The sequence below is a fragment of the Aquiflexum sp. genome, from assembly GCF_977115555.1.
This window is the reverse complement of sequence record NZ_CDSBKL010000358.1, coordinates 1-4,169: the sequence shown is the minus strand read 5'-3', so window position 1 is coordinate 4,169 and position 4,169 is coordinate 1. Positions and strand designations below refer to the sequence as shown.

Genomic DNA, 4,169 nt, shown 5'->3' with positions numbered 1-4,169 from the left:
TCTCCAATTCTAAAATCAACTTTTTGTACTTTTGGGATGAAACACTCCCAAAATAAACAAAGATATATAGTCCATGTCCCCACCAATTCAAAACACGGATATTGAATCCGGACTCTTCATCAAAATCCCTGATGAGATCCAATACTTGATAAGGAGCTTTTTCTAAGTTATATCCTTTGGAGATTTTTGTTCCCTTGGAATTGGGATGTAGCTGCAGAAGTTCACTTTGGGGGAAGTCATTTGCAAGTCCATGAAACAAACCTTCAATTAAATTTGTCTGCTCCTTGATCTTTTGGAAAAGGGAATTGTTTGCCAATAATTCAAGATCAAAGTTCACTTCTGACATTTTCTCACCAATTCAACAAAGCCGAAGCCCAAGTAAACCCACTGCCGAATGCTGCCAAACAAACCAAATCCCCTTCTTTCAATCTTCCCTGCTCAAAAGCTTCGCTCAGAGCAATGGGTATGGTACCTGCTGTAGTGTTGCCGTAATACATGATATTGTTGAATACCTTTTCGTCAGGCAACCCTAGTTTTTGTTGGATGTAATTGCTGATTCTCAGGTTGGCTTGATGTGGGACCAATAGGTCAATATCAGATTTGTCCTTGCCATTGGCTTCAAGAGCCTCATTTATCACTTCAGAAAAACGTACTACTGCATGTTTAAAAACTGCGTTGCCGTTCATTTTGAGAAAAAAGTCACCTCTGTCTATCATTTCTGTTGAAATCCTTACCTCCTGACAACTGCTCGGAGAGGAACAGTATAGCTCTTCTGCATGGTCTCCGTCAGCATGAAGGTGGGTGGAAAGAATTCCGGATTTTTCTGAATTGGAACGACTTAATACTACGGCTCCTGCACCATCAGCAAAAATAACAGCACTCGATCTGCCTTCATCACTTTTGTCCAAGGCAGAGGATTGTATCTCTCCTCCGACAACGAGAATGTTTTTGTACATCCCTGTTTTGATAAATTGATCTCCGATAGAAAGTGCATAGATAAATCCTGAGCAGGCATTCCTAATGTCCAATGCTCCTATTCCCTGCATCCCGAGTTCCCTTTGTAACAATACCCCTTCTCCCGGAAGAAAATAATCAGGAGTGATTGTTGCAAAAATGATAAAATCAATGTCCTTATTGGTCAAACCCGCTCTTTCCAAAGCCATTTTTGAGGCATTGACTGACATGCTTGCCAAGGTGTCTTTGCCTGGTGTAAACCAGCGTCTCTCATGGATTCCTGTCCTTTCTACGATCCATGCGTCATTGGTATCCATGATAGTGGATAGATACTCATTGGTGATGACTCTATCAGGGACATAATGTCCTACTCCGGTTATTTTGGATTTGTACATGGCTATAGAAGAATTTGGGTTCAGGAGGAATTCGCTTTATTGGTGGAAGCAAATATCCCACTTCCTTTTTTGAATACCAAAAAACACTCCCTAAAGGGTAAAATACGAAGCAAATCATACACGAAAGGAGATAATCAGTGATTACTTCAGTCTTCCTTGCTCTTTTAGTTTCCAATAGCGGTAAAGTCCTGCTACTGACATCCAGCTTGGATTGGCATATTCGTAGATTTGGATAATCTCTTTAGTACAGCCTTCCTTCAAAAATTGGGATTTTGAATATTCCATAAAAAGTGGTACTACCTCGGATTGGTTTACATTTTTTTCAAAATATGGTTTGATCCATGAAGCCCAATCGTCTAACATATAAGACAGTTCATCTAAATGGAAATCGACGGCATCGATTATACCAAAATGGGTAAGATAAAGTTCTTTTGGCTTTTCGCCTTTGATGATGGCAAGAGACTTCTTCCAGGCTTCCAGATTGATGTCAGGGGGAGGACAGGGTGGCATCACAGGACCTCCGTCAATTTTCACTCCCGCTACGTCTCCTGTAAAAATGATCTCTCCCATCTTCCAGGCAATATGGTGGACTGCATGTCCAGGAGTATGGAGGGATTTGATTTTTGTTGTTCCGAATTCAAGTTCTTGCCCGTCAGCGACTTCAATTAATTGGCTAGCGGGAATAGGCTTCATTTTTCCCCAAAGCCTATCCATGTCATCACCATAAATTTGGGAGGCTGAATTCCAAAGCTTTTCTGGAGAAGCCAAATGCGGAGCACCAAAAGGATGGACATAGATTTTTGCTCCCGCTTCGGCTAGTTTCCATGCGGCTCCTGCATGGTCAAAATGAATATGGGTCAAAAGTACATGCTTGATCTCCTCCAGCATATAACCGTACTTAGAAATCCCACGGCTTAATTGGTCAAATGTACTTGCAGGCCCCGTTTCAATAAGAATGGGTCCGTCTGAGGTTTCTACCAAAAAACTCGCGATGGCATCTTTGGTGTTTTGAAAAAAAAGGTCAATAATTTTAATTTTTTCCATCATCCGAATAAAGTGTAATTGCCAAATTGATCCATTGGGGATGTTTTACGGATAATTCCTGGACTGTCGTTATTGACCTGATTTACCAAAGGCGATACGGTATAGCTCAGCATATCATCGGCAGAATAGGTTTTTAGCATCTGAAGAAGATTTTCCTCAGAACTGTATTTATCAAGCCACTTTTTCTCATCTTCCTTTTTTAGAATAACAGGCATTCGGTCATGAACTTCTGCTACAAGTCTGTTAGGCTCAGTGGTCAATATCAAAAAGGTATGGTTGATTTCTCCCTTTTCGTTTTCATATTCCTCCCATATTCCTGCAAAGGAAAAAGCCTCATTATTTGCAAAAGTAAAGCGGTAGGGGACTTTGGTTTTCTTTCCAAGTTTTTTCCATTCATAAAAACCATCCGCGGGAACCAGGCATCTTCTCTTTTCAAAAGAAGACTTGAAAGAAATTTTTTCATTTACCGTTTCCGCTTTGGCATTGATGAATTTCTGTGACACTGGTTTGTTTTTGGCAAAATCCGGTGTGATACCCCAATAGAAAAATGAAAAACCTTTTGGGCTTTCTGAGGTGATGACAGGCACAAGCTGGGTCGGTGCTATGTTGTACCGTGGTTTGAAATCGACCAACATCTCTGCCTGAAATCTTTCTTCCAATTCAATTTTACTTTTGCTGAGGGAATATCTGCCGCACATGGTAATGGTTTTTCTGAAAATTACTGATCTCCTGTGATAAATTCAAATGCCCTTTTTTCGGACCAATAAATATCGGCCTTCTTTCTCGGACTAAAGCCAACATGACCTCCATATTTTGGAAAATCCATCCATACCTGATCCAACTTTCTTCCTTGGGAAATGGGAAAACACCTGTCACTCAGGAAAGGGTCATTTTGGGCATTTAGAATCAGTGCAGGTATTTCAATATTTTCCAAGAAATACAAGGCCGAATTCTGCTCATAATAATCGTGTGCATCATCAAAACCATGCAGAGGACCTGTATAATGGTCATCAAAATCCTGTAAGGTTTTGATTTTTCTCAAAATCCCTGTCGGGATTTCATCGGGAAATTTCAATGCTTTTTTGACAACTTTTTCTTTAAGCGTCTTCAAAAAACGTTTTGCATATACAATATTTTCTCCCGTAGAGATTTTGATGCAGGCGGATTCCAAATGCAGCGGAACAGAAATGGCAATCCCTTTTTTGATTTTCGAGCTTCTGTCTCTTTTTTCTCCAAGATATTTCAAAGTCAGATTTCCGCCCAGACTGAAACCGATAAGGTAAACAGATTCATATTGAACAGATGCATGCGAAACCACAAAATCCAGATCATATGTGGCTCCGGAATGGTAGAAAATCGGTTTGTTGTTTAATTCCTCACTGCATCCGCGAAAATTCCAGTTGAGGACGTCAAATCCATTTGAAAAAAAATGTCTCGCCATTCCTGTCATATAAGGACGCTGACTGTTTCCTTCCAAACCATGACTGATAATGACAAGATTGGGGGAAGAATTTCTCAGCCAATCCAAGTCCAAGAAATCCCCGTCGGGGGTAGTAACCCTTTCTCTTTCAAAAGGTAAGGAGTGTGTGTCCCTAAACAAACTTGGGATTATGGTCTGTAAATGACCATTAAAAAGCCATTTTGGATACTCGTAATCTGTTTTTTTAACAACAGGCATTTTCAAACAAAATCATCAATTCCGAACTTATCAAACCTGAAAATACTACTATTAAATTTGAATTAAGACATTTTATAAGCTTGATTGAAAAGGATTAA

Annotated in this window: 4 protein-coding genes and 1 pseudogene; all 5 read right to left on the bottom strand. The window is 40.0% G+C overall.

What is annotated here, in order from left to right; genetic code table 11:
• Window positions 1-346, bottom strand: a pseudogene (locus tag ACZFYI_RS16595) (hypothetical protein); the annotation flags it as partial.
• Between the two features lie 4 nt (window positions 347-350).
• On the bottom strand, window positions 351-1,349 hold the full coding sequence (locus ACZFYI_RS16590; protein ID WP_462525244.1) for a 3-oxoacyl-ACP synthase III family protein: 999 nt from the start codon (window positions 1,347-1,349) through the stop codon (window positions 351-353).
• Between the two features lie 141 nt (window positions 1,350-1,490).
• Window positions 1,491-2,393 (bottom strand): MBL fold metallo-hydrolase, encoded by a 903-nt coding sequence (locus ACZFYI_RS16585; protein WP_462525243.1) that lies wholly within the window; start codon window positions 2,391-2,393, stop codon window positions 1,491-1,493.
• Window positions 2,393-3,091, bottom strand: a complete 699-nt coding sequence (locus ACZFYI_RS16580; protein WP_462525242.1) for an SOS response-associated peptidase — start codon at window positions 3,089-3,091, stop codon at window positions 2,393-2,395. The genes ACZFYI_RS16585 and ACZFYI_RS16580 overlap by 1 nt, the downstream gene beginning before the upstream one ends.
• A gap of 20 nt (window positions 3,092-3,111) precedes the next feature.
• The gene (locus ACZFYI_RS16575; RefSeq protein WP_462525241.1) at window positions 3,112-4,071 is read right to left on the bottom strand and encodes a YheT family hydrolase; all 960 of its coding nucleotides are present in this window, start codon (window positions 4,069-4,071) and stop codon (window positions 3,112-3,114) included.
• Between the last annotated feature and the right edge of the window lie 98 nt (window positions 4,072-4,169).